Below are 23,266 nucleotides of genomic sequence, written 5' to 3' on the forward strand. Positions count from 1 at the left end.
AACCTTTTTCAAGTGTTTCATCATCACCTCCCTTGGATGGGAGCCCGGCGCTAGCGCAGCGGGTTTTCATTCTTTGCACGACTTTTTGTACGAATTAGTTTTGTACGACCTTATATGGCAGCCCCTTGGGTTGCCATTTTTTTATCCTGCTGCTCAACTCACCCAGGTAAATAAATAGTTGATGCCAATATTGCCATTCAAGAAAATGAAAAGACTGAGTCAAACTCACTGCAACATCATAATATGGCAGACTTTTCTGGAATCTACTGTTCGGAATGAAACAAATAAAATGAATTATTTTGCTTGGTGCGGGAACTCGCGGAAAAATCGGTAGTCAGAATTAGTGAACCGAGTGTTTCATCATTATCCTCCCTTCAAGATGGTTTCTAGCGCACCATCCAGAGTTTAGATTGAACTCTGACAGCGACCCAAATGGGTCGCTTTTTTTATGTCTCTATTTTACTGCTTGTCAGGCCCATTGAGGCGATGCTTGTGAACTTTGCAGAAGCGTGGTCAGCATATTAGCCAATTTATCCAGCGCTAGTTTTAACCCCTTTGGCATACTTTGAACATCTATGCCAAGCAGCAAGTTTTTAACCTCGAGTCCCAATTCGGTATCGCCTTCTATACTCAGTCGGCGCTGGAAGAATAGAGTGTCCGGATCCTCTTTGGCGGCTGCCACCAGCAAGAGTTCGGCGCTATTGGCACTGAAAGTGACTTCCGGAGCCGTAAAAGGTCGCACCTTGAAGCCCTGTTTGAAGCTGACTTCAAATGCCAATTCCATATCCTCGACCCGGACGCCAACCCATTGGTCTTCAAGAAAATCCAACTCGCCATCCTGAACCTGCTCGCTAAGCAATACCGCCAACAACTGTTGCAGTACACCCGCCTTGATAGTGAAAGGAACCAAATTCAGCGGTTTCCCGGCCAACTTGGGAGCCAGGGTGAGAATATCGCGCGCCGCCTTGGCGGCTAAAGCCGTGCGCATCTTGAGTTACTCCTGATAAAAAAGCCCAAACTCTGGCAGTCTAACTAAGTTTTATGGTTATAAACCTGTTTTATATCAACTCTATGAGATCCAAAGGTCGATAAACTGCTGCTTTGTTTGCAATTAGGGAGAAAGTTAACATGGAACTCCTGTGTCCGGCCGGGAACTTGGCTTCACTCAAGGCCGCTCTCAACGCCGGCGCCGATGCCCTCTATCTGGGGTTGAAAGACGATACCAACGCCCGCTCATTTGCCGGGTTGAACTTCACACCGACCAAGCTGCAACAGGCAGCCAAAGAAGTAAAGTCACAAGGGCGCAAACTGTATCTGACTATTAATACCTTTCCGCAGCCGGGTGAAGAGAAACGCTGGTATCAAGCCGTCGATCTGGCCGCCAACACAGATATTGATGGGCTGATCATGGCCGATCTGTCGCTGCTGGATTATGCCCATAATCACTACCCTCACCTGCCGTTGCATTTGTCGGTACAAGCCAGCGCCACCAATATCGGCGCCTTGTCGCTCTATAAGCGAGAATTCAACATTGAGCGCGCCGTACTTCCCAGAGTGCTTTCCATCAAGCAGGTCAAGGATCTCGCCAAAGCCAGCCCGGTTGACCTGGAAGTGTTCGCCTTCGGCAGTCTATGCATTATGGCCGAAGGACGCTGTCAATTATCTTCTTATGTGACCGGGGAATCTCCCAACTCAGGAGGTTCCTGCTCACCGGCAAAACATGTGCGCTGGCAGGAAAATCAAGGCTGTCGCCAGACCCGTCTCAACGAAGTCTTGATTGACAGCTCGGGGTTGAATGAACAGATGGGCTACCCTGTGGTATGTAAGGGACGATATCTGACCGAAGAAGACAGCCAGCCAGGCTTCTTGCTGGAATCCCCCACCAGCCTCAATACTTTGGACTTACTGCCGGAACTGGCTCAGGCTGGCATAGTGTCGCTCAAAATTGAAGGTCGCCAACGCAGCCCCGCCTATGTGGAACAAGTTACCCGGGTTTGGCGCCAGGCACTGGACACCTATCAGAATGCGCCTGAGCGGTTCCAATCCAAACCAGAATGGCATGCCGCACTGGCCAAAGTATCCGAGGGACAAACCACTACGCTGGGTGCCTACGAGCGCAGCTGGCAATAGGAAGTTTTCTATGAATATTTCTCTTGGCCCGCTGCTTTATTGCTGGCCTAAAGCACAGGTACAAGCCTTTTACCGTGAAGTAGCAGACAGCACTATTCCACTGATTTATCTGGGAGAAGCCGTTTGCAGCCGCCGCAGGCAGATGAAGTTTGCCGATTATCTGGCCCTGGCCCATGAACTCAAAGACGCCGGTAAACAGATCGTACTGTCAACCTTGGCCTTGATAGAAGCACAATCCGAGCTTAAAGAGCTTAAGAAACAACTTGATAATGGCGAATTTATGGTTGAAGCCAACGATATGGCCGCCGTAGGTATGGCGCGAGAACAGGGACTGCCCTTTGTCTGTGGCGCCAGTATCAATAACTACAACAGAGCCAGCCTGGACAAACTGCACCAATGGGGCATGCAGCGCTTTGTGATGCCCATTGAGCTGTCAAAGACTTGGCTACAGAAAGTCACTACTCCCGCACCAAGCTTTGAAGTCGAGTTATTGGGCTATGGTTATCTGCCCTTGGCCCACTCGGCCCGCTGTTTCACTGCCCGCCATCGGGGACTGGCGAAAGATGACTGTCAGACAATATGCATCCAGCACCCCAAAGGCCTGGTCGCACAAACCCAGGAGCAACAGCCGCTATTGCGACTCAACGGTATCCAGACTCAATCGGCAGGCCGCTGCGATCTCAGACGGGATATTCCAGAAATGAAACGTTTGGGCGTTGACTGGTTCAGGGTATCACCCGATGGCCATGATTCTATCGCTCTGGCGGAATCTTTACGGCAAGATGCAGGGAGTGAAGTCGACGCCGAAACGAGCAATGAAGCCTGTAATGGATACTGGCACGGCGCGCCAGGCATGGTCTATAGACGTTAAATCAAAATCTTACGCAAGCTCGTGTTTGGGCTTTTAATATGGATGTTCAACAGGCTCCTGTTCATCGGGAGCCTCTTTTGTACACAGCAGCAAACACAGGACCCAGAGCATAAAACTGCCGAGTCCCAGCCATACGAGCACCGCCGGCAACCAAAAGTCGGGGCGCGGTAATTGCAGCACCAACTCATAGTAAAAAGGATTGTCTCCCTCGGTAATACCAAGTTCCAGATATGGCAAAAACAGAAAAGCGCCCAAACTGATGCCGCTGATAAGCGCCGGGATTAAGGTCCATAAGGTGGCCGCGACAAAGGGGCGTTGTACTAGATAAATTAGATAGCAACCTACGCTGATACAGCCAAAGATGAAAAACCACTTCAACATCATAGTGTGGAGATGATAGACATTGACCGGAAATAAGCCCACCCCGGCGAGCGCCATACAGGTCAGAGTCAAACTGAGATAAAGAAGATGACCACTCAATTGGCGAGATAGCTGCAGGATAAACAACCAGCAGAGTACCAAACTCAGGCTGCCAAAGAACAGACCACCATTAAGAACCACTGCCAAAGATGAATGACCATAACTGCCCAATTCACTCAAACTGTGATTGAGTAAACTGAAGCCCCGGCCATCGCCACTCTGATAGCCCAAGATAACCAACCCCAGGCCCAGCAGCAGTCCAAAGAGTCCCAGCAAACCAAAGCTCAACGCCATTCTTGCCAGTCTCTGTCTTCTTAACATGCCAGTGTTTGCCCCGGATTAGGTTTCTGCAGTCTAACTTACATGCTCCAGATTTTTTTTAAAGTCCGGGCAAGGTCTTTTTGCGTTACTGATCGCTTATTTACCCGAGTTTAAACAACAAAAGTCGCTCCCGGTCGAATTATTGCATTTTGGCACCAGAGTATAGATTCCGGTTCGTTGGCCCCTGGCTTATTCAGCAACTAATTGATGATATTGATTCTAATCGTCAAGATGATGACAGCCACGGAAATTGACATGGCTTGTCCAAGGGCAAAAATGCACCAGCAGATTCCACTGTAGTCAGCCGATAGCCAGTTTATTTATAGCGTTTTATCCCGGCCAAAACACTGACCACAGAATTTTACAATTAGTATTCATATCAATGATATGCAAATACTGGTTCCTAAAAGATTTGTCAAAAAAGCCCTCCCCCCAATAACCACAAAAATGTTATGCTTATCACACTTAAAACGATAATAAGGCCTGAATCAACATAGGGCCACTAACTCTGAGCCGGAATAAAGATGTCCACAAGGAATTCCACCACTACGGACAGGGAAGTCTGTCTGCAATCCACCGACGAACTCATTTCCACCACAGATCTTCGCGGCGTTATCACTTACGTCAACCCTGCCTTTGCCAAGATCTCGGGTTTCTCTGAAGTCGAGCTATTGGGCCACAGCCACAACATGGTTCGCCATCCCGACATGCCCAAAGCAGCCTTTGCCGAAATGTGGCAATGCCTCAAGGCGGGCCAATCCTGGCGGGGATTGGTCAAAAACCGTTGTAAGGATGGTGGTTTTTACTGGGTCGATGCTTTCGTTTCCCCCATCTTTGAACAGGGAAAAATCATTGGTTATCAATCCGTCAGGGTTAAGCCCAGCCAAGAGACTGTTAAGCGGGCCATCAAAGTTTACCACCGTCTGAACCAAGGGAAAGAAGTCAAAGATCCACTGACGCTGACACAAAAACGCTTGCTTTCAGCACTGATGGCTGGGGCTGGTCTGCTACTCTGTGGTTATATTTGGGGATTGGGAGTGATGTTGGCCGGGGCCATATTGATGGCGCTCAATCTGGCAATCTTCTATGACGAAGCCTTTCGTATTCCCGCCCGACTGATGACACTCAAGCAAGAGTACGACTCTATCAGTCGCTTCATCTATGCCGGGCAAGACACCTCATCTGTGCTCGAATTCCAGTTACAACGTAAAGCTGCCATGCTTCAAGGCGTATTGGGCAGGACTCAGGATCAAGCTCTGAAAACCAATGATATTGCCGCTCAGTTGGTGGTGGCCACCGAGCAGGCCAGAGTCGGCATGGATCTGGAGCAGCAACAGATGCATCAAATTGCCAGCGCTATCGAAGAGTTGCACGCCACAATCAGTGAGGTAGCCGACAATACTCAGGCTACTTCTGGCCGTATAGATGAGGCTTATGGCCTCTGTCGTCAAAGCCGGGATGTGATGCATCAGAACAGCAAACATATTCTCCACCTAGCCGATGATGTTGCCAGGGCGGCTTCCAATGCCAAGCATCTGAACGATGAAGCTCAGCAAGTTGCCAATGCCATGTCGGAAATCGATGCCATTGCCGATCAAACCAACTTGCTGGCCCTCAATGCAGCCATAGAAGCAGCCAGAGCCGGTGAACAGGGACGCGGTTTTGCCGTAGTCGCCGACGAGGTCAGAGCCTTGTCGGCTCGAACCCAAGAGTCCACCAAAAGCATTTCAGCCAGCATAGAGACTATGTTCAGCATGCTGACCAAGTGGGCCACTGAGATGGAAGCCAGTAGACACCAAGCACAGAAATGTGCAACCGAAGCATTATCGGCAGTAGAGTCCATCAACACAGTTAACCAGGGAATGAGTGAAATACACGATCTCGCCAGACAAAATGCCGTGGCAGCCACTCAGCAGGGGCAAGTGGTACAGGAAATAGCAAGTGGCATCCAGATGATTCATGGCGCCACCCGTGACAACGTTTCTGCCCTAGGTCAAGTAGAGCACGCCGTATTGCAATTAAAGGCCAGTGCCGACAGGTCATTGAATCTGAGACAAACCTTCGGTTAAGGCTCAATCCTGGACTTGACTCGAGCAACAATTATTTAACTATTTATTTTTGAAGACTTTTTTATTAGGAACTGCTCAAACAATAATTACGCAAAGACTGCTAATAACTATGCTGTTGTGATCAAAGAGACAGAACTGACAGCGAATGAATTTACATAGCCGCATTAAGGGGGTAATCTTGCCCCCTTAAATTCTGGGGCTGGCTGAATGAAAATGCATCCAAAGCCAATATTGCCCCTGGCGAGTAACTTTTTACTCATTCATTAGTGTAAATTCAGGGTGTAACAAACGTGGCAAACGAAAAACAACCCCGCAACATAGCAACTATACTCACCTTCCTGGTGCCATCCCTGCTCGGTGTCTTACTCTTTATGACACCTATCAGTTATAACAACGAACTGACGATCCCTGTAGCTGTGTTGGCCGGTGAACTCAAGGGTTTGCTCAATGATTATCTGACCGGCATAATTTGCGCGATAGTGGTATTTATGGCCACTGCCAGTGTGTTGGTAAAGCTCCTTCGTCCCGGCTTCGTCCGCCACAGCAAGTTTCTTAACTCTCTGTTGAATATCAGCCCTGCCTGGCTCTTGGTTAGAGTATTGGGAGCAATATTTATCTGCCTGACCTTCTTCCAGGTTGGCCCTGAGATACTCAGAGCCGATTCCACCGGCGCCTTGGTAATGAATGACCTGCTGCCGCTACTCTTCTGTGTGTTCTTTTTTGCCGGTATGTTCCTGCCTTTATTGCTCAATTTTGGCCTGCTGGAACTCTTCGGTACCTTACTGACCAAATTGATGCGACCGGTATTTAACCTGCCGGGACGCAGCGCCATCGACTGTATGGCCTCTTGGCTCGGGGATGGTAGCGTTGGTATTCTGCTCACCAGCAAGCAGTATGAAAACCGCTTCTATACCCAACGTGAAGCGGCGGTTATCGGCACCACCTTCTCGGCAGTCTCTATCACCTTTACCCTTGTGGTGCTCACTCAAGTGAAACTGCAGGCAATGTTTGTGCCCTTCTACCTGACCGTCTGTCTGGCCGGTATTGTTGCCGCCATAGTTGTGCCCAAGTTGCCGCCGCTGTCACGCAAAAAAGATCTCTATGTTGATGGCAGCCCCAGGCAGAAAGATGATGAGTCACTGCCGCAAGGCCATAACTCCCTGTCCTGGGGGCTGGAACTGGCGCTCACCAAGGCAGCCAATACCGGCGGTATATTCAAGGTGCTCTCCGAGGGGGTAAAGAATGTCATCGATATGATCTTCGGGGTACTCCCTGTCGTAATGGCAATAGGCACCATAGCTTTGGTCATCGCCGAATACACCCCGGTATTTGACTATCTTGGCATGCCTTTTATTCCGCTGCTGGAATTGATGCAAATCCCCGAAGCAACACAGGCCTCCAAGACTATAGTCGTTGGGTTTGCCGATATGTTTATCCCCTCGATTCTGGCCACCAGCATAGAAGCCGACATGACACGTTTTGTGATTGCGGCGCTGTCGGTCACCCAATTGATCTACATGAGTGAAGTAGGCGCTTTGCTTATCGGCAGCAAGATACCGGTGAAAATTTGGGAGCTGTTCGCCGTCTTCCTGCTACGTACTCTGGTCACCCTGCCGGTAATTGCCGGAATGGCACATCTGCTGTTCTAGGGGCAATGTAACCTAACCTCCCGACAACGGCCGCTACATGCGGCCGTTTTTGCAGCATCACCTATGAAATCCCCCCCGTAAGTATCTGTGTCACCGCGGCTTCGCATCTGGCAGAGAATGTTAAAGCCTTCAACAAGTGCTTTTACGCCAAGGATGTCGATCAGCAAGATTTGCGAACAGTACCAGAGTGAAATGGCCGATTGCTGCCGACTGATACTGACTAACCTGGAGCGCGCCGCCAAGCGGAGCCGCAGCTTCAAACCGCTCTGCGTCGATCAGTCCCATGAACAACTGCGGGAATTTAAACTGGTGACTCAAGTGCTTGGCGGCGAGATCCGCCTGATCAGTGCACCGGGGCATGGCAGCGAGTTTCGCATCATATTGCCAAATGATATCGAGATGAGTTCGGGGGCGTCACAATAAGGTCATCGAGACGTCACTTCAAGGTCAAATAACTGACTTAGAGTCTTTCACAGTCAAACCCGTTTCACTGGTTTTATCCAGGAGCCGCGATGAAAGACAGCAAGTCATTGGTCAACAAACCATCGACATTTCGCCCATACTCCCGCCGCACAGCCGAGCCTGTCATCAAGCTCAACGCCCTCTGGCTCTCGGATATTCACCTGGGCAGCATTGACTGCAAGGCCGAATACCTGCTGCACTTCCTAAACAGCGTTCAGCCCAAGGTGCTGTATCTGGTGGGGGACATAGTCGATATCTGGGCCCTCAAACGCCGGGTATTCTGGCCCGAGAGTCACAACCAACTGCTGCAAAAACTGCTGCAGATGGCACAGAGCGGCATCAAGCTGGTGTATCTGCCCGGCAACCATGACGAGCTGTTTAAGGACTACCATCAGCTGCAACTCGCCGACGTCATTATCAGCAAAGAGTACCGACATCAAACCCTGAGCGGCAAAACCTTGCTGATGCTACATGGCGATCAGTTTGACTCCGAAGTCTGTATCGGCCGCATCACCGCCCGCCTCGGCGATCACCTCTACGATGTCTTGATGTTTCTCAACCGCCAACTGCACAAGGTTCGCCGCCGTCTCGGGTACCCCTATTGGTCTTTGGCCGGTTTTATCAAGCAAAGAGTCGGCAAGGCCCAGCAAGCCATCAACAGTTTTCGCGAAGCCGTGGTGCGCTATGGCCGCAAGCAGAAGGTGGACGGCATCATCTGTGGCCATATTCACCAGCCCGAGCTCACGGAAATGAGCGGCTTTATCTATGCCAATGATGGTGACTGGGTAGAGAACTGCACCCTATTGACCGAAACCCTCGAGGGCGAGCTGCAACTCGAGCGCTGGAATGAACAACTGGGCCGGACCGAAGTACTGAAACGCTTCGCCTGGCAGAGACAAGAACAACAAGCTGCTTAAATCAGGTACCCCATTATGATGTTTACCGTCGACAAAGTTGTGGAATCCAATCTGCCCAATATCAACAGCAAGCCTTGGCTCGCCAAGCCAACCAAGGCCTTACTGCGTTATCTGCTCAATGAGCGGGAGTGCAATGATATCGCCGGCCAATTCAGTTTTCTCAAGGGCGTGGATTTTGTTGAACAAGTGCTGGAAAGCTTTGCCGTCAGCTATACTGTGCCGGACAGTGAGGTGGAAAACATTCCCCATCAGGGCCGGGTCGTTATCTTCGCCAATCATCCAATAGGTTCGCTGGATGCTCTGGTGCTGATAAAACTTATCAGCGAAGTCAGGCCTGACATTAAAGTAGTTGCCAACGAGCTGCTGATGACACTGACGCCACTGCACAACATCCTGCTGCCGGTTCGCAATATGACAGGCGGCACCCCCAGACAACACCTGGAGAAGATCCATCAACATCTGCGTAGTGAAGGCGCTGTGCTCATCTTTCCATCGGGTGAGGTTTCCCGGCTCAGACCAAACGGCATTCGCGATACCCAGTGGCAAACCGGCTTCCTGAAGATGGCTATCAGCTGCAATGCGCCGCTGCTGCCCATGTATGTCGATGCCAAGAACTCGGCGACCTTTTACGGCGCTTCCATGTTATATAAACCTTTGGCTACCCTGCTGTTGGTCAAGGAGATGTTTAAACAAGCCAGTAACACTTTGCCGGTGCGTATCGGCGAGCTTATCCCGGCAGAAGCGGTCAGCGGCAGTAACTTCCCACTCAAAACCCGGGTCAGTCTGCTGAAGAACCATCTCTATCGCATCGGCAAGAATCGTAGCCCACTTTTCAACACCCAGATCGCCATCGCCCATCCGGAAAAACGTCGTGAGTTGCAACAGGCTTTGCTGCAGTGCGAGCAGCTTGGTCAAACTCAGGATGACAAGCAGATTTTCCTCTACCGCCATCAGGGCAGCAGCCCTGTGATGCGGGAAATAGGTAGGCTGCGGGAACTGGCTTTCCGCGCCGTAGGTGAAGGTACGGGAAAACGCAGAGACATAGACAGGTACGACTCCAGTTATCTGCACCTGGTGCTCTGGGATCCCAAGGAGCTGGAAATAGTCGGCGCCTACCGCTTTGCCGAAGTTGCGAACTTGCACAGTGCCGGAGAAAGCCTCTACAGTGAGTCACTGTTTCACTATCAAGCTGAATTTTCGCCCTATTTCACCAAGGGCCTGGAACTCGGCCGCAGCTTTGTACAGCCTAAATATTGGGGGAAGCGCAGTCTCGATTACCTCTGGTACGGCATAGGTGCCTTTCTGGCTCGTCATCCCGGCTACCGCTATCTGTTCGGGCCGGTGACCATAAGCAACCAACTGCCGGCACCAGCCAAGGAGATGTTGGTGCACTTCTACCTGCAGCAGTTTCCCTGTAAGACACAACTGGCACAGTCTTTCGCGCCTTTTGGTCTGTCACCTGAGCGCCAGACTGAGCTGGACAAACTCTATATCGATTCAGATTATCAAGACGCGTTTAAACAGCTCAAGCAGACCCTTGCCAGTATGGGAGCCGCTGTGCCAACTCTCTACAAGCAATACGGCGAACTTTGTCAGCCTGATGGGGTGCGCTTCCTCGCCTTTGGAGTGGATGCCGACTTTGCCGACTGTATCGATGGCTTGGTGCTGGTGGACTTGGACAAACTCAAGTTCAAAAAACGCAGCCGCTATATCGATTGCCATCTGCAGGAGCTCAATCAGCAAGATGAAAATGCTCTGAGTTAGCATTATTGACAGGGCTCTGATATAACAAAGGAAAGGTTATGGAGGATCCCTATGCAGCTCTGCATCGCCGATATCATGATCACTCGGGTTGTCACAGTGGAAATGGACGATCGCCTGAGTGTGGCCAAAGAGATATTTCATCATGCAGGCTTTCATCACTTACTGGTAGTGAATGATGAAGGCAAGCTGGAAGGCGTCCTGTCCGAACGTGATCTGCTGCGGGCCTTAAGCCCCAACCTTGGCAGCGATACCGCCAGCAGCAGAGATCTGGAAACCCTCAATAAGCGGGCACACCAAGTAATGAGCCGTAACCCTGTAACCGTTGCGCCACACGTAGGCCTGGCGCAGGCTTCCAGGCTCTTATTGGAGAAAGATATAGGTTCACTGCCGGTACTGGAAGACGGCGAAATTGTCGGTATAGTGACCTGGAAGGATCTATTGCGAGCCTATTGCTGTTAACCCGAACTGGCTCAAGTGTCATGACTTAGGGAAAATTATCTTAGAGTCATCTCATCCAACTTACGAGCCTTCTCAGAGCTGAATGCTTCCTTGAGCAACACACACTCTCTGGCTTCCCTGATAAAGTAACGCTTACCGCGGGCATCCTTTAACGACTTACCGCTCAAACGCGCCATAAATAGCTGCTGCTTGTCCAAGTCCCAGCGATAAAAGGCAATCTGCTCTCCCTTGCTGGTAATCAAGTGACATTTAACATCCTGCCGCTCGGCGGCTTGGGCTGTAAATAGCATACCGGGCAGTAGGAGCAACAAACCATATTTAATTGATCTCATCATTTCCAACACTCCGTTGAAGCACCACTTTTAATCCCGGCATCGGTCAAGGTCAGCGTTTTACACTTACTGTCGCGGCTGGCCTGCGCTCCTTGTGCCGTTGCGGTCAGGGTGAAATCCGCTGTGCCGGTTGACGCGATACTGTAATGACCATTCTCAGTAATAAAGGGACTGGCATTGAGCCCCAGTTTGGTCATATCCGTGGCATAAGTACGATTATCCAAATAGTATTGCTCCTGCAGATTGGCCAGTCGCATCAAGGCCGCATGAGCCTCGGAGCGAGTACTCTTGGCAATGTACTGCACATAAGATGGATAAGCGATAGACGCCAGTATGCCGATAATGACCACAGTGATCATGACTTCTATCAGGGTAAAACCCGCTGGTCTTTTCATCTCTTATCCTACTCATTTACATGGTAATAAATTCGATTGGTCGTTAAACCACTTCCCAGAGAAATTGTTCCTTTACAATCACCATTTTCACACTCACCCTTTCCTACGCCGATAATATATGCAGTAGGATCCTCATCAGTCTCTGGTTTAGGGATAACTATTTGAGGAGTATCTGGCACTCTCTCCCCAACATCATAAAAAACTTCACTAAAACTGCGTGTTCCCTTATGCAAGTCAAATACATATAAACGGCCTTGACCGGCAAATCCACATATCCCTGCATCTAAATCTATATCTGAATTAACTGGCGGAACAAAAGATGTAAAATACACCTTGCCGTCAAAAATTAATGATGCTGATAGGGATTTTTCCCCTGAAGATCCAAAATTATAAAACCATCCTCTTTTTGTTCCAAAGGCAACATCCTCAGATTGAGATGCAGGAGCCGACGACGTAACATCATACAAATCTTCAAGACCCAATGGCTGTGGAGTACCGTCTGAAAAATATTGAGTCACAACATTTCTATCTTGAAATACATAAAACATATCGTCTGTTGCTGTATCTAGAGGATGAGTTCGATTCCCGCTACCAATAGCTACTGCATCATAAGGGATATTTTGATAACTTAAAGCCCCATTATCACTATGTATATTGCTGAATTGAGTCTGAGCCACAACTGGCTCAACAAAAAACATTCTATCATTAGGAGAACCTGAGGTAGCAATAGAGGCAAACATAAAGATAGGCCATTTAGACATCTCATTACTAGGCATATCGACTCGCCATATTTGCCCACTCACATCTGAAGCGTAAATTCTGTCACTTAAACCGTCATTATTACTATCAAGTACTGCGACTCTATTGGGAATGCTACTCATCCCAACTTCAGACCATTTCTTTATCAGTTCACCAGTAGCAGCATTGATTATATATATAGCATTACCAGCTCCTCCAGAAAAAGCCATCCCCCCGCCAATTATCAACACTGGGCCACTAACACCTGGGATATGAGTAATGACAGGTTCAGACCATGACTCACCTAGCTCCTCAAACCCAGCACTGTCAGAATTAATCATCCATTTAAAAACTGGGCTATCTGGGTTTGTTATATCTAATGAATAATATGAACTCCCCCCTCTTCGCATACCTAAATAGACCCAAGCCTTAGACACTTTTCCGGCTGAGTCTGTTTCAGTATAAGCGATAGGAGACAAATCCATTCCATAAACACTATGTACTCCAGTTTCATAGTTTCTACGCAACTCAGGGACATTCCCCCATAATTCATTGGGTATGAATGCCCATGACTCTTGAACATTACCAATAGAATAATCACCGCTTCCTGAATCTGAGTCTTTAAACATGTGTACTAAACCCTGATTAGTACCAATTAGTATTCTAACATCAAGATTTTCTCCTTTATCATCTGGAGCTCCACCAAAGTTAATTGCCAAGGGTTTGGAGTGGAGAGGATCACCCATTATATCTTCTCTAGCTTCTGATGTAATGCTATCACCATCATCATCATCCACGTCAACGCCATATAACCAATCTAGATCATCTTGAGAGTAAGCAGAGCTAAAGCTTGAGCTTTTTAAGTCTACCAAACCATTGCCTACATTAGTCTTTATCGCTCTACCTTTTAAACTATCCTGTAAAGTTGGAAGCACTCCGCCTGAGTTAACCTTATTACCATCAATCTTATTCCCAGAACAAGCGTTCCAATAAGTACACACGGTCGGTGCAATATTTCCGCTAGGATCAATTGCGTTAGTAGTGCCGCCAGGAGCAACAATTTCTCCAGATGAATTAACTTTAAGCTTCTTAAGATTACCGCTCCACCTGGGCCCCTCACCGGGTAAAAACATCGCGAAATAAGCAGAATTATAAGTTTGAGTTTTATCAAAGTTATTGCTGGCAATACTTGGTGAGGTAAAAGAAGAGTCTATTGATAAAATTGACTTGAGAGCATCATCCATAGCTCCAACTAAATCTAACCCAGTTTTAGCAATATAATAACCTTTAGATATACCATTGTCATTTCTTGGATTACCTCCTCTAAAAGCCGCCTCCTCTAAAAGAGCTGCGGCCGTCTCCGCGCCTTCGGAGAAACCTATTGTAAAAACTCGCACATTCTGTTTATTATCTATCCCTGTTGAGTCTTTAATACCTTTAACCAAGTCATTGTTATACATGTAAGCAGCTAATGCTGGAAAATAACTAACCTCTTCCTCACCATCATCATTCACAAACTCAAACCCAGAATAATCAGCAGCACTATCTGAAGATGAAGTCAAAGATAAAATGTTCGCATTAGCGCTATTATCTAAAGTTGGTGCTCCATCTGTAATATAGATAACATATGCGGTATCAGGGCATTTTTTAAACGGTGATGAGTAATTACCTGAAGATATAATACTTGGCGGATTATTAGGAATATAGTCATCAATATTGAAAAGACCTTTCCCATTAGCATCTTTATTGCCATATGTTACAGGCCCACCACTAAAGTATTGATATGCTTCATACAATGTTTCGCATAAGGGGGTATTGGTCTGCGCCGGCATACCATTAATTAATGATGTAAGACTGGCTAGATTACCATCGGTCATTTCCGCTATATCGAATACGATTCTACCACCATTCGCATCACCCTCTTCAGGGTAGTTAAGATTAAATACGGCTAAACCCGCATCGATTGGAATAGCCAAATCTGTAAGAGCTGAAACTAAAGCCTCCTTTGCGACCTCAAGCCTTGTTCCAGTTCCACCACTATTTTTACCATCTTCAGTTGTTGTTACCCACTCATACCAAACTAGATAATGAGCAGTATACAGGGTGACAGGAGACCCCTTTCCGAAATCAGTATGGTCTAAGCTGTACTGACTAGCGACATCGTCCGTATCTACTGTATACATATCTTTTGAATCTATAGGATACCCTAAACGAAAATCTCCACCCTTCTTATTTTTCCCAGGATTGCCAGGATTTTCATTTAATACATCCTCGTAACAATCAACAATCTGCCCTTGATTAAACCCTTCATTATCTGCCAGAGAATACCATTTACCGGAATTCCCTTTCAGTTTAAACTCCCGCAAATAGCCAGTATATCGCCCTCTAGAAGTTAATGCATCAGCGGCAAGCTGACAATTATTATTATCACTATAAAATCTACGGGACTCTGTTGGGTCATCAGGCACAGGCATAGTACTCGTATTATCTATACCTCCAGCGTTCCAATATATACCTTTTTCATTAATATAGCCTGCATATCCAGTAAGGTAATCAGAAAAACCATCAGCGTACGTGCAACGTTTATTATTATAATCTTCTTCAGAGCAGTATGAACTTATAGCATTTTCATCTTCGGTGGACATACTCCCCGAATTATCGAAGATAAATAGCACTTGCGGACGTTTACCACTTCTGACTGTAGAATCAATTAGGTAAAGTTCTGTATCATCAGCAATAGTAACTCCAGAAACTACAACCATGGCCATCAGAACACTTAGTAATAGTTTATTAAACATAATTTTAGTTTCCTGTAAGTATTTGCTGTTCAACTCCGGATGCAACCGTTAACGAACCTAGGCTATCGCGGCCATAACTGACTGTACTTGTTATCTGAAATCGGCGACAACTCACTAAATTGGCTCCGGTAGCATTGGAGGTTCTTTGACAACTAACATCCTTCACCCCTGTTTCCGGTAAAGGCGAAATAACCTGCTTACCATAAAATCTGTCCAAACCCACTTCATCTTTAACATTCGCAAATGGCGCCCCGGCATACTCTGTAATAACCGCCTGCAACCCACCATCGGCCAAGGCTTTGGCTTCCACCCGCTCGGCACCGGCGCCGGCCATGCGCAGCGACTGACTGGAGTTAACCGCCAGTGCCACACCAATTAAGGTCAAAATAATCAGGAGGATAAGTGCAAAAAAAAGTACAACTCCCCGCTGCTGCCTTATCTTCATCTACTTAATTCCTTATCAACACCGGGTTTTCAAGCACCACAGTGGTCGAAACCACCTTACGGCGGAAGTGATCAGGTTTTACATTGTCATTCTCGTCTGGCCTTGGGTATGTAATTGTTTTATCACCTATTTGATAGGTATTCTCATTTGTATATGCCTTGTCCTCTGCAACTGAACGTACCAGTAAAAAGACTCTCAAGGCCACAATTCGCTGAAACAGCTGGTTATCCCACATTAGATCCGTCACACTCTGCACCGGCATAAAGCTATCGGCTGTGTCATCACCATCCTCATCAAACCCATAGAGAATGCGCATATTCTCTATGCCTTCGACCAAGGGTTCGTCCACATCCATTCCATTTTTAGAAAGTGATTTGCGGGTCAGAACCGGCACGCCGTTATTGTCTTTGATAAAGTAAACATGGTGTTGATATTCCCACACCCTTTGGTTTTCAAGGGCGGGATCTGTATCGTTAAAAAACACCGCCTGGCTGGCCGTTGTCGCTACCCGAAAACCACCGCCGGTACCGGGAGGCCCCACCAGACGTTTAATCTGAATCACATCTGTCCTATCAATCACTGAACTGACACAGCTCAGTGAGCCGGTACTCACCCCGGCCTCATAGCCCCAAAGACGTCTGAAGTGGGCAGGTTTATCATTAGGCAGAGTGGCGTTGTTGAGCCCCTCGCCGGTGCAATCTGTCCCAACTGTATTATCGACCCGAGTATTGGTACCCAGCACAAAGTCTGTACCCGTCATATCTCCGAAGAAACCTACCTGACTCAGATCCGGTACCATGATAGCCAGCGCGATACGGCCATTTTCCTGCAACTGATTGAACTGCCCTGTGGTAGTAACATTGGTGGCAGACATACTGAACATGGCGAACAAGCCTAGTGTCAGAAACAGGCTGATAACCATGGCCACCATGAGCTCAACCAGAGAAAAACCCGACTGCTTTGAATTTGTCACACTCATCGCCTTAACCTTGGTTAATCACAGTCTTGAGGATAAAAACCCGCCGACGCTTCCCCAGGCTATCGCCGCAGTCAGTCGCTTCATAAGCGGTGCCGGCGGTTTCCTGAATGCCTCGCCATGCCATCACGATAGTGACATCACTGCCATTGACAGTCAGACAAGCAGTGGCGCTATCGAGGCCGCCGACATTCCGGCTATCTGCCTTTTCAGCAGCGCCGGTAAAGAGCTCCTGCCATTGGTAAAGATCCCAAGCCAAAGTCTCGGCAGTAGTGCAGGTCACAGTGGCGCTAAGGCCCACATCACAGGATTTTGCAGGGGCACTTCCGCTTCCATCATAGGAGCCCTCATAACTACTCAAAACCTTGTTATTGAGCTTCATCCGATTGAGGATATCGTTGGCAAAGTAGGCCGCCTGAGTCTGTTGAAATGATTCAAAGCTGGCGCGCTTGGCTACTATATGTAAGTTAAATATCCCGATAAGCCCTATCACCAAAATGACGAGCGCTACCATAACCTCAATCAGAGAGAACCCCTCCCTGCGTTTTTTCATAGGTGTCAAATCTCCAGACAGCGCCATGTTTTTGACAATAAATTCAGCCTATTAGTTCTTTAATATCTTATAGTTAGCTAAACGCAACAATAATACCTGTTAATGATAGTTGAGTCGAATGTAAATCGCCAGTAACAAGTATCGCTAATAAATTCAAGCCTGATAAGAAGTATTTTTTCCATAAAAAAAAGAGGCTTAGATAGCCTCTTTTTAAAATGCTGTTCGCTTAAATAAGCGCGATAAACTCGCGGTTTCTTACCTTAGCTCAACCGGTACGGCAAATACGGTATCTTCCTTGCGCCCTTCCACTTCTGTCACCACGCTCGGCGCCAATTTAGCTATAGCCTCAACAACCTGCTGCACCAACACCTCAGGAGCAGAAGCCCCGGCAGTAACCGCAACCTTGCTGACACCATCAAACCACTCACGTTCTACATCATCGGCGTTATCGACCAGATAGGCCTGAGTGCCAGACTTGAGCGCCAATTCCCGCAGTCTGTTGGAATTGGAGCTGTTTTTGGAGCCAACCACAATCAGCAAGTCCACATCCTGGGCCATTTTACGTACCGCATCCTGACGGTTTTGGGTCGCGTAGCAGATATCGTCTTTCCTGGGCCCTTCAATCGAAGGGAACCGCTTCTGCAGCGCGGCAATAATATCCAGGGTATCATCCACCGACAGCGTGGTTTGGGTAACAAAGCAAAGGTTGTCCGGCTCTTTCACCTGCAATGCATCCACGTCGGCCGGAGACTCAATGAGATAGACTCCCCCTTCAGGGTTATCGTACTGCCCCATGGTGCCTTCCACTTCGGGATGGCCGGCATGACCGATAAGAATACACTCAATACCCTTGCGACTGGCGCGGGTCACCTGCAGATGCACCTTGGTCACCAGAGGACAAGTGGCATCAAACACCTTAAGACCACGACGCTTGGCTTCATTGCGCACCGCCTGCGACACCCCATGAGCACTGAAAATCACTATGCTGTTGTCGGGCACCTGATCCAGTTCATCGACAAAAATCGCCCCGCGCTGCTTGAGATCTTCAACCACATAACGGTTATGCACTACTTCATGGCGCACATAGATAGGCGGGGAAAAGAGTTCCAGCGCCCGTTCCACTATGCTGATAGCCCGGTCAACACCGGCACAGAAGCCTCTGGGATTGGCCAGTAATATGTTAAGACCGGTAGATTTTGCTACTGACATATCAAAGCTCCTGCAATACTTCCAGTTCAAAGGTCACCTGGTGGCCCGCCAGCGGATGGTTCAAATCCACAGTGACAGAATCACCGGCTATCTCCCTCACTATTCCGGGTATTTCACTGCCGCCAGGGCCAGCAAAGCTGACTATAACACCGGGTTCCAGCGTCATATCTGCCGGGAAGCGAGTGCGATCCAAGTGATGAATGGCATCGGGATTGGACTCGCCGAAAGCATCGGCTGGGGCCAAGGTAAAGCTGTGATTATCGCCGGCTTTCAGCTCAAGAAGCTCAGCTTCAAACGCCGGGCTCAGACTGCCGTCGCCAATATTGAGCCTGGCAGGTTTACCGGAGGCTTTGGTACTGTCAGCAGTCGAGCCGTCTTCCAGCAATATATTAAGGTGGCACAAGAGGGATTTTACATCAGACATCTGCGTTACTCCTTGGCTTCATTCTGCTTGGCTGCGGCCTTGTCACCGCCGAAAAATGAATCCCAGATGATCAGGACTGCGCCAACACAGATAGCCGAGTCAGCGATATTGAATGCCGGGTAATGACTGGTTTTCCAGTAAAAATCGAGGAAGTCCACCACAAAGCCATGCATCAGGCGATCGACAAGATTTCCCAGTGCGCCGCCAATCACCAGAGTGTAAGCCAGGTTAAGGCGCCACAATCCAGCCGATTGCCGTCTGAGCCAAACGGTCAGCAACACACTGAAGCCGACAGCGACGGCAGTGAACAACCAACGCTGCCAGCCACCGGCATCACTGAGAAAGCTAAAGGCGGCACCATAGTTACGCACATAGGTCAGATTAAAGAAAGGCAACAGCTGCACCGACTCATACAGCTTGAAGTTCCCCAATACCCACTGTTTGGACAGCTGGTCAGCCAAAAAGGCCAACACAGCCACCCAATACCAGCGCAGGCCACTTTGTTTCCAGTCTGCGGGCATGTTTATTATCCTCAGGCGAACAGGCGCTGTTCACCTTCTCCTTCGATATTGGTCACACAGCGGCCACACAGCAACGGATGCTCGGCGATCTGGCCAACGTCTTCTCTGTGGTGCCAGCAGCGATCACACTTGGCCGCTTCTGACTTGGCAACGCTTAGCTTAAGTGATGCCAGCTCAGTTTCACGGGCAGCGGCAGGCGCATCGGCAAGCGGCTTAACCACGGCTTTGGAGGTCAGCAGCACAAAGCGCAGCTCGTCACCCAGTTTGGCCAAAGCTTCAGTCAGCGCCGCATCGGCAAACAGAGTCACCTCGGCTTCCAGCGCGCCGCCGATCAGCTTATCGCGGCGGCCTTGCTCCAGTGCCTTGTTGACTTCATCACGAACCTGCAGCAACTGTGCCCAGTATTCATCACTCAAATCTGAGTCCAGCTGGACAGCCTTGAGGCCCTGGTACCATTCCTGAGTAAACACATAGGCGTCACGCTTACCGGGCAGCAACTGCCAGATTTCATCGGCAGTGAAGCTAAGAATCGGGGCCACCCAACGCACCATGGCTTCGGCAATCAGATACAGAGCCGACTGACAGCTGCGACGGGCGTGACCATCACGCTTGGCGGTATACTGTCTGTCCTTGATGATATCCAGATAGAAGCTGCCCAATTCAACCGAGCAGAACTGCATCAGCTTCTGGGTCACTATATGGAAGTTGTAGGCATCATAGGCTTCCAGCAACTCTTCCTGCAGTTTGGCGGCGCGGCGCACCACCCAACGATCCAGTGCCACCATGTCTTCGATGGCAATCATGTCTGTCTCTGGCTCAAAACCGCTCAGGTTAGCCAGCAGGAAGCGGGCGGTGTTACGGATACGGCGATAAGCATCGGCGCTACGATTAAGGATCTCATCGGATACCGTCATTTCACCGCTGTAGTCGGTAGAAGCCACCCACAGCCGCAGAATATCGGCGCCCAGTTTGTTGGTTACCTGCTGTGGTGCAATCACGTTGCCGATAGACTTGGACATCTTGCGGCCCTTGCCATCCACGGTAAAGCCGTGGGTCAGTACCTGCTTGTATGGTGCCTTGCCGTTCATGGCGGTTGAAATCATCAGTGATGACATGAACCAACCACGGTGCTGATCCGAGCCTTCCAGGTAGAGGTCAATTCCCTGCCCCTGGAATTCAGGGCGGGCGGCAACCACTGATGAGAAGGTAGAACCTGAGTCATACCAAACATCCAGAGTGTCGGTCACCTTGCGGTACTGTGCTGCATCTTCACCCAGGAGTTCAGACTCATCCAGATCCCACCAGGCTTGAATGCCCTGCTGCTCAATGCGATGAGCAACACGCTCCATCAAAGCCACGCTGTCTGGATGCAGCTCTTCGGTTTCCTTGTGAACAAACAGAGTGATAGGCACGCCCCAGGTACGTTGGCGCGAGATACACCAGTCAGGACGGTTCTCGACCATCTTCTCAATCCGGCTCTGTCCCCAATCCGGGATCCACTGGGTTTGCTCAATTTCACCCATAGCTTGAGTACGCAGCCCTTTGTTATCCATGGAGATAAACCACTGCGGTGTGGCGCGGAAGATAATAGGAGTCTTGTGGCGCCAGCAGTGAGGGTAGCTGTGACGATAAGCTTCGCGGTGCAGCAAGGCATCTTTTTCCTGCAGCAGCGCTACAATTTCATCATTGGCCTTGAACACGTGCTTGCCGGCAAACAGCGGGGTATCTGCCTTGTAAACGCCGTTATCACCTACAGGGTTAGCCACTTCCAAACCATACTTCTGGCCAACCACAAAGTCGTCCTGACCGTGTCCAGGGGCAGTGTGTACCACACCGGTACCGGACTCTGTGGTCACGTGATCGCCAAGGATCGCCGGCACACTGAAATCATAGAAAGGATGTTGGAACTGCATCAACTCAAGCTCGGCACCTTTGGCGCGACCCAGGAGCTGATGGCTCTTGACACCATAACGGGTGATACAGCTTTCCAGCAGGGCTTCCGCCAGAATAACCGCTTGCTTGGCACCTTCTTCAGACTCAATCTCTACCAGCACATAGTCCAAATCAGGACTCAGTGACAAAGCGCGGTTGGCAGGCAAGGTCCAGGGAGTAGTAGTCCAGATAACCATGGAGACTGGCGCTTGATACTCAGTAACCCCGAAAGCAGCTAGCACTTTAGCCTTATCCACGGCGGCAAAGGCCACGTCTATGGCCGGTGAAGTCTTGTCTTCATATTCCACTTCGGCTTCGGCCAGGGCAGAACCACAGTCGGTACACCAATGCACCGGCTTAACCCCTTTGTGCAGGTGGCCGTTGTCGATCACTTTAGCCAATGAGCGAATGATGTTGGCCTCAGTGCTGAAATCCATGGTCAGGTAAGGTTTGAACCAGTCACCGAGTACGCCGAGACGGATAAAGTCATTGCGCTGACCATCCACCTGTTTGGCGGCATACTTACGGCACTCGTCACGAAACTCGGCGGCAGAAATTTTCTGTCCAGGCTTACCCACTTTCTGTTCTACCTTGAGTTCAATCGGCAGACCATGGCAGTCCCAACCTGGCACATAAGGCGCATCAAACCCCGACAAGGTCTTGGATTTGATAATAATATCTTTGAGGATCTTGTTAACTGAGTGACCAATATGAATATCGCCATTCGCATATGGAGGGCCATCGTGCAGAATGAAAAGCTTGCGGCCAATACGGCTATCACGGATCTGTTGGTACAGATTCTCCTCGGTCCAGCGTTTCAACATCTCTGGCTCGCGATTTGCCAAATTACCACGCATCGGAAACTCGGTTTCCGGCAAATTCAAAGTTGATTTATAGTCGCTCATTGATCCTAATACCATTAATTTAGCTAAGAGAGCTCAGCCTGCTTCATTGCTGAGTAAGGCGCGAGCCTCATCAGCGTCATTCATTATTTGTTTCTTAAGTGCCTCAAGGGACTCGAACGGTTTCTCGTCACGGATCTTGGCCACTAATTCCACTTCTACTTTACGCCCGTAGAGGTCACCTTCAAAGTCAAACAGGTGCACTTCCAACTGGCAGTTTTGTCCCTGAACCGTGGGGCGAAAACCCACATTGGCAACGCCATCGTATTGTTCGCTACCATCCCACCAGAGCCTGACCGCAAAAACGCCCCTCACGGGAACCACTTTACGCTTCATGGCAATATTGGCTGTGGGGAACCCTAGCGTCCGGCCCAGCTTTTTGCCATGTGCCACCTTACCACTGAGAGTATAGGGATGTCCCAATAAACGTCTGGCCTGATCAAGATTGCCCTTGGCCAGTGCTTCTCTGACCATGGTGGAACTGACCCTGTGATCGCCAACCAAAAAGCTTTGGGTACTGACTACCGCAAAACCGTGTTGTTCACCGGCAGTGCGAAGCAGCTCAAAGTTGCCCTGACGCGCCCGTCCAAAACAGAAATCGTCACCGACCACCAGATACTTGACCCCAAGTTTACGCACCAGCAACTCTTCGACAAACTCCTTGGCCGGCATCTGGGCAAACTTTTGATTGAAATTGACACACACAAGTCTGTCTATTCCCAGTTCAGCAAGCAACCTGACCTTATCACGAAGCAGGCTCAAGCGCGCAGGGGCATCCTGGCCGCGAAACAGTTCCTGCGGTTGCGGCTCAAATGTCATCAGGGTGGCCGGCAAACCAAAGTGACGCGCCTTTTTGACCAGATTGGCTATCACTTCGGCATGGCCCCTGTGTACACCATCAAAGTTACCTATGGTCAGCACACAACCGCGATGGGCCGGCAATATATTGTGTATTCCGCGAATCAGTTCCATGAAATCA

21 protein-coding genes are annotated in these 23,266 nt (G+C 49.3%); 8 read left to right on the forward strand and 13 right to left on the reverse strand.

Going from position 1 to position 23,266, the window contains the following annotated elements; genetic code table 11:
• Window positions 1-469 precede the first annotated feature (469 nt).
• Complete coding sequence (ubiT, locus tag ACMHXH_RS12735; RefSeq protein WP_039034871.1) at window positions 470-988, reverse strand: ubiquinone anaerobic biosynthesis accessory factor UbiT; 519 nt, start codon at window positions 986-988, stop codon at window positions 470-472.
• 140 nt (window positions 989-1,128) lie between these two features.
• Between ubiT and ubiU the strand changes: the two genes are divergently transcribed.
• Together ubiU and ACMHXH_RS12745 are read left to right on the forward strand one after the other, a co-directional pair.
• Entirely contained in the window at window positions 1,129-2,130 is a 1,002-nt protein-coding gene (gene ubiU, locus ACMHXH_RS12740; protein WP_039034872.1) for a ubiquinone anaerobic biosynthesis protein UbiU, read from the forward strand.
• 10 nt (window positions 2,131-2,140) lie between these two features.
• Window positions 2,141-3,001 (forward strand): U32 family peptidase, encoded by an 861-nt coding sequence (locus ACMHXH_RS12745; protein WP_071477016.1) that lies wholly within the window; start codon window positions 2,141-2,143, stop codon window positions 2,999-3,001.
• 33 nt (window positions 3,002-3,034) lie between these two features.
• Here the strand turns inward: ACMHXH_RS12745 and ACMHXH_RS12750 are convergent, their stop codons facing one another.
• Window positions 3,035-3,742 carry a hypothetical protein gene (locus ACMHXH_RS12750; RefSeq protein WP_071477015.1) on the reverse strand — a complete coding sequence of 236 codons (708 nt, stop codon included), beginning with the start codon at window positions 3,740-3,742 and terminating at the stop codon, window positions 3,035-3,037.
• A 524-nt stretch (window positions 3,743-4,266) separates the two neighbouring features.
• Between ACMHXH_RS12750 and ACMHXH_RS12755 the strand changes: the two genes are divergently transcribed.
• The 6 genes from ACMHXH_RS12755 to ACMHXH_RS12780 all read left to right on the forward strand — a co-directional run bounded on the left by ACMHXH_RS12755 (window position 4,267) and on the right by ACMHXH_RS12780 (window position 11,062).
• Window positions 4,267-5,811 (forward strand): methyl-accepting chemotaxis protein, encoded by a 1,545-nt coding sequence (locus ACMHXH_RS12755; RefSeq protein WP_413738140.1) that lies wholly within the window; start codon window positions 4,267-4,269, stop codon window positions 5,809-5,811.
• Window positions 5,812-6,101: 290 nt separating this feature from the next.
• Window positions 6,102-7,460, forward strand: a complete 1,359-nt coding sequence (locus ACMHXH_RS12760; protein ID WP_071477014.1) for a YjiH family protein — start codon at window positions 6,102-6,104, stop codon at window positions 7,458-7,460.
• Between the two features lie 153 nt (window positions 7,461-7,613).
• Entirely contained in the window at window positions 7,614-7,883 is a 270-nt protein-coding gene (locus ACMHXH_RS12765; RefSeq protein ID WP_071477013.1) for an ATP-binding protein, read from the forward strand.
• Between the two features lie 89 nt (window positions 7,884-7,972).
• The gene (locus ACMHXH_RS12770; RefSeq protein WP_071477012.1) at window positions 7,973-8,839 is read left to right on the forward strand and encodes a UDP-2,3-diacylglucosamine diphosphatase; all 867 of its coding nucleotides are present in this window, start codon (window positions 7,973-7,975) and stop codon (window positions 8,837-8,839) included.
• Window positions 8,840-8,854: 15 nt separating this feature from the next.
• Window positions 8,855-10,603 (forward strand): GNAT family N-acyltransferase, encoded by a 1,749-nt coding sequence (locus ACMHXH_RS12775; RefSeq protein WP_083399869.1) that lies wholly within the window; start codon window positions 8,855-8,857, stop codon window positions 10,601-10,603.
• Window positions 10,604-10,654: 51 nt separating this feature from the next.
• On the forward strand, window positions 10,655-11,062 hold the full coding sequence (locus tag ACMHXH_RS12780) for a CBS domain-containing protein (protein WP_071477011.1): 408 nt from the start codon (window positions 10,655-10,657) through the stop codon (window positions 11,060-11,062).
• Window positions 11,063-11,097: 35 nt separating this feature from the next.
• On the opposite strand, the gene ACMHXH_RS12785 is transcribed toward ACMHXH_RS12780, so the two are convergent.
• The 11 genes from ACMHXH_RS12785 to ribF form a co-directional block, all read right to left on the reverse strand.
• On the reverse strand, window positions 11,098-11,397 hold the full coding sequence (locus tag ACMHXH_RS12785; protein ID WP_071477010.1) for a TapY2 family type IVa secretion system protein: 300 nt from the start codon (window positions 11,395-11,397) through the stop codon (window positions 11,098-11,100).
• Window positions 11,394-11,789, reverse strand: a complete 396-nt coding sequence (locus ACMHXH_RS12790; protein WP_039034878.1) for a type IV pilin protein — start codon at window positions 11,787-11,789, stop codon at window positions 11,394-11,396. Before ACMHXH_RS12790 ends, ACMHXH_RS12785 begins: the two co-directional genes overlap by 4 nt.
• Window positions 11,790-11,797: 8 nt before the next feature.
• The gene (locus ACMHXH_RS12795) at window positions 11,798-15,325 is read right to left on the reverse strand and encodes a pilus assembly protein (RefSeq protein WP_413738143.1); all 3,528 of its coding nucleotides are present in this window, start codon (window positions 15,323-15,325) and stop codon (window positions 11,798-11,800) included.
• A gap of 4 nt (window positions 15,326-15,329) precedes the next feature.
• Window positions 15,330-15,764 carry a PilX N-terminal domain-containing pilus assembly protein gene (locus ACMHXH_RS12800; protein ID WP_071477019.1) on the reverse strand — a complete coding sequence of 145 codons (435 nt, stop codon included), beginning with the start codon at window positions 15,762-15,764 and terminating at the stop codon, window positions 15,330-15,332.
• A 10-nt stretch (window positions 15,765-15,774) separates the two neighbouring features.
• Window positions 15,775-16,749 (reverse strand): PilW family protein, encoded by a 975-nt coding sequence (locus ACMHXH_RS12805; protein WP_071477008.1) that lies wholly within the window; start codon window positions 16,747-16,749, stop codon window positions 15,775-15,777.
• A 4-nt stretch (window positions 16,750-16,753) separates the two neighbouring features.
• Window positions 16,754-17,299, reverse strand: coding sequence for a type IV pilus modification protein PilV (gene pilV, locus ACMHXH_RS12810; RefSeq protein WP_082014314.1), 546 nt, complete (start codon window positions 17,297-17,299; stop codon window positions 16,754-16,756).
• 255 nt (window positions 17,300-17,554) lie between these two features.
• Window positions 17,555-18,508, reverse strand: coding sequence for a 4-hydroxy-3-methylbut-2-enyl diphosphate reductase (gene ispH / locus ACMHXH_RS12815; RefSeq protein WP_039034882.1), 954 nt, complete (start codon window positions 18,506-18,508; stop codon window positions 17,555-17,557).
• A 1-nt stretch (window position 18,509) separates the two neighbouring features.
• Entirely contained in the window at window positions 18,510-18,932 is a 423-nt protein-coding gene (gene fkpB / locus ACMHXH_RS12820) for an FKBP-type peptidyl-prolyl cis-trans isomerase (RefSeq protein WP_039034883.1), read from the reverse strand.
• Window positions 18,933-18,937: 5 nt separating this feature from the next.
• Complete coding sequence (gene lspA, locus ACMHXH_RS12825) at window positions 18,938-19,453, reverse strand: signal peptidase II (RefSeq protein ID WP_025011911.1); 516 nt, start codon at window positions 19,451-19,453, stop codon at window positions 18,938-18,940.
• A gap of 11 nt (window positions 19,454-19,464) precedes the next feature.
• Entirely contained in the window at window positions 19,465-22,290 is a 2,826-nt protein-coding gene (ileS, locus tag ACMHXH_RS12830; protein WP_071477007.1) for an isoleucine--tRNA ligase, read from the reverse strand.
• 33 nt (window positions 22,291-22,323) lie between these two features.
• A complete protein-coding gene (ribF, locus tag ACMHXH_RS12835) occupies window positions 22,324-23,259 on the reverse strand; it encodes a bifunctional riboflavin kinase/FAD synthetase (protein ID WP_071238256.1) in 936 nt (311 codons plus the stop codon).
• Window positions 23,260-23,266 lie beyond the last annotated feature (7 nt).

It is taken from the genome of Shewanella sp. BJSY2023SW001, from assembly GCF_047314685.1.
GTDB classification, from domain to species: domain Bacteria; phylum Pseudomonadota; class Gammaproteobacteria; order Enterobacterales; family Shewanellaceae; genus Shewanella; species Shewanella indica.

What these genes read in the sequence shown, in the direction of transcription:
- ubiT (WP_039034871.1), bottom strand. Translation starts at nt 988, where the DNA reads ATGCGCACGGCTTTAGCCGCCAAGGCGGCGCGCGATATTCTCACCCTG.
- ubiU (WP_039034872.1), top strand. Translation starts at nt 1,129, where the DNA reads ATGGAACTCCTGTGTCCGGCCGGGAACTTGGCTTCACTCAAGGCCGCT.
- ACMHXH_RS12745 (WP_071477016.1), top strand. Translation starts at nt 2,141, where the DNA reads ATGAATATTTCTCTTGGCCCGCTGCTTTATTGCTGGCCTAAAGCACAG.
- ACMHXH_RS12750 (WP_071477015.1), bottom strand. Translation starts at nt 3,742, where the DNA reads ATGTTAAGAAGACAGAGACTGGCAAGAATGGCGTTGAGCTTTGGTTTG.
- ACMHXH_RS12755 (WP_413738140.1), top strand. Translation starts at nt 4,267, where the DNA reads ATGTCCACAAGGAATTCCACCACTACGGACAGGGAAGTCTGTCTGCAA.
- ACMHXH_RS12765 (WP_071477013.1), top strand. Translation starts at nt 7,614, where the DNA reads ATGTCGATCAGCAAGATTTGCGAACAGTACCAGAGTGAAATGGCCGAT.
- ACMHXH_RS12770 (WP_071477012.1), top strand. Translation starts at nt 7,973, where the DNA reads ATGAAAGACAGCAAGTCATTGGTCAACAAACCATCGACATTTCGCCCA.
- ACMHXH_RS12775 (WP_083399869.1), top strand. Translation starts at nt 8,855, where the DNA reads ATGATGTTTACCGTCGACAAAGTTGTGGAATCCAATCTGCCCAATATC.
- ACMHXH_RS12780 (WP_071477011.1), top strand. Translation starts at nt 10,655, where the DNA reads ATGCAGCTCTGCATCGCCGATATCATGATCACTCGGGTTGTCACAGTG.
- ACMHXH_RS12785 (WP_071477010.1), bottom strand. Translation starts at nt 11,397, where the DNA reads ATGATGAGATCAATTAAATATGGTTTGTTGCTCCTACTGCCCGGTATG.
- ACMHXH_RS12790 (WP_039034878.1), bottom strand. Translation starts at nt 11,789, where the DNA reads ATGAAAAGACCAGCGGGTTTTACCCTGATAGAAGTCATGATCACTGTG.
- ACMHXH_RS12795 (WP_413738143.1), bottom strand. Translation starts at nt 15,325, where the DNA reads ATGTTTAATAAACTATTACTAAGTGTTCTGATGGCCATGGTTGTAGTT.
- ACMHXH_RS12805 (WP_071477008.1), bottom strand. Translation starts at nt 16,749, where the DNA reads ATGAGTGTGACAAATTCAAAGCAGTCGGGTTTTTCTCTGGTTGAGCTC.
- pilV (WP_082014314.1), bottom strand. Translation starts at nt 17,299, where the DNA reads ATGAAAAAACGCAGGGAGGGGTTCTCTCTGATTGAGGTTATGGTAGCG.
- ispH (WP_039034882.1), bottom strand. Translation starts at nt 18,508, where the DNA reads ATGTCAGTAGCAAAATCTACCGGTCTTAACATATTACTGGCCAATCCC.
- fkpB (WP_039034883.1), bottom strand. Translation starts at nt 18,932, where the DNA reads ATGTCTGATGTAAAATCCCTCTTGTGCCACCTTAATATATTGCTGGAA.
- lspA (WP_025011911.1), bottom strand. Translation starts at nt 19,453, where the DNA reads ATGCCCGCAGACTGGAAACAAAGTGGCCTGCGCTGGTATTGGGTGGCT.
- ileS (WP_071477007.1), bottom strand. Translation starts at nt 22,290, where the DNA reads ATGAGCGACTATAAATCAACTTTGAATTTGCCGGAAACCGAGTTTCCG.
- ribF (WP_071238256.1), bottom strand. Translation starts at nt 23,259, where the DNA reads ATGGAACTGATTCGCGGAATACACAATATATTGCCGGCCCATCGCGGT.